Origin of the sequence: Okeania sp. SIO3B5 (genome assembly GCF_010692555.1) — a bacterium.
Classification (GTDB): Bacteria; Cyanobacteriota; Cyanobacteriia; order Cyanobacteriales; family Microcoleaceae; genus Okeania.
The window spans coordinates 7,944-8,963 of the sequence record NZ_JAAHHG010000419.1; the positions used below are offsets into that span (position 1 = coordinate 7,944).

At 33.5% G+C, this 1,020-nt stretch carries 1 protein-coding gene; it reads left to right on the top strand.

Going from position 1 to position 1,020, the window contains the following annotated elements:
• Positions 1-459: 459 nt before the first annotated feature.
• Positions 460-951 carry a WG repeat-containing protein gene (locus F6K54_RS34065; RefSeq protein WP_293087997.1) on the top strand — a complete coding sequence of 164 codons (492 nt, stop codon included), beginning with the start codon at positions 460-462 and terminating at the stop codon, positions 949-951.
• Positions 952-1,020 lie beyond the last annotated feature (69 nt).

Below are 1,020 nucleotides of genomic sequence, written 5' to 3' on the forward strand. Positions count from 1 at the left end.
TTGTCGCGCCTAGAATATTTATATGGATATGAAATACAAAAAATTGTGTAAATAGCAAATAAATATAAGAATCTCCCCATCTCCCTATCTCCCCATCCCCCCATCTCCCCATCCCCCCATCTCCCCATCAATTTTTCTAAGCGTGACAATAAATAGACCCTGCCTCCTGGGAGGGGCAGGGGTGGGTTGTCTCCTGACTCCTTCTTCGGTTGCTACATTTTGTCCTGCGGAATGTAGGCTTAAACATCACTTTTTCGTAGAGTCATGGCCCACAAGAAGACAATTCATATCAAAAGTATGAAATTTATTTTGATTATCTCTATATATCGCTGATTTTTGGGAATTTTTGCAATATTTACGATTTGAAATTGAGTCTCTTTAAAAGCATCAACTGTAGTTTGAATTGAAGTATAATAAAATATTATAAATTTTCGCCAAGTTTTGCATAAATTATCATCAATGACTAAGTTTTTAATCCCTTTTCAGAGTGATGGGAAATGGGGGTATAAAGATCGAGCTGGAAAGGTTGTAATTCCGCCAAAATTAGAAACAGCAAGTGAGTTTTCTTTAGGAGTAGCAAAAGTCAAGATTAATAATCAAATTCAATATATTGACTCTAATGGAAAATTTTTGGATGTTAATCAACCACAAGAATTAAAAAATTATCATGATGAAGTAACCGATCATACTGAAGAATTAATACGATTTAAAGTCAACGATATGCATGGTTATAAAAATAGAGAAGGAAAAGAGATAATACCTCCTACTTATGTAGCAGCTTGGCAATTTTCTGAAGGTTTAGCACTTGTAAAACGAGATAAAAAGTGGGGTTATATAAACTATAAGGGAAAAATTGTTATTGATTTTATCTATGATTTTGCCGATAGTTTTAGTGTAAGCATTCAGCCGTCAGCCATCAGCTATCAGCTATTGCTTTTAGTTTATGATTAAAGCAATATTTAATTGTCTTACTACAAAAGTTGGCTCTCTTGCCTTTAAAGTCTATATTAATTTAAAAAC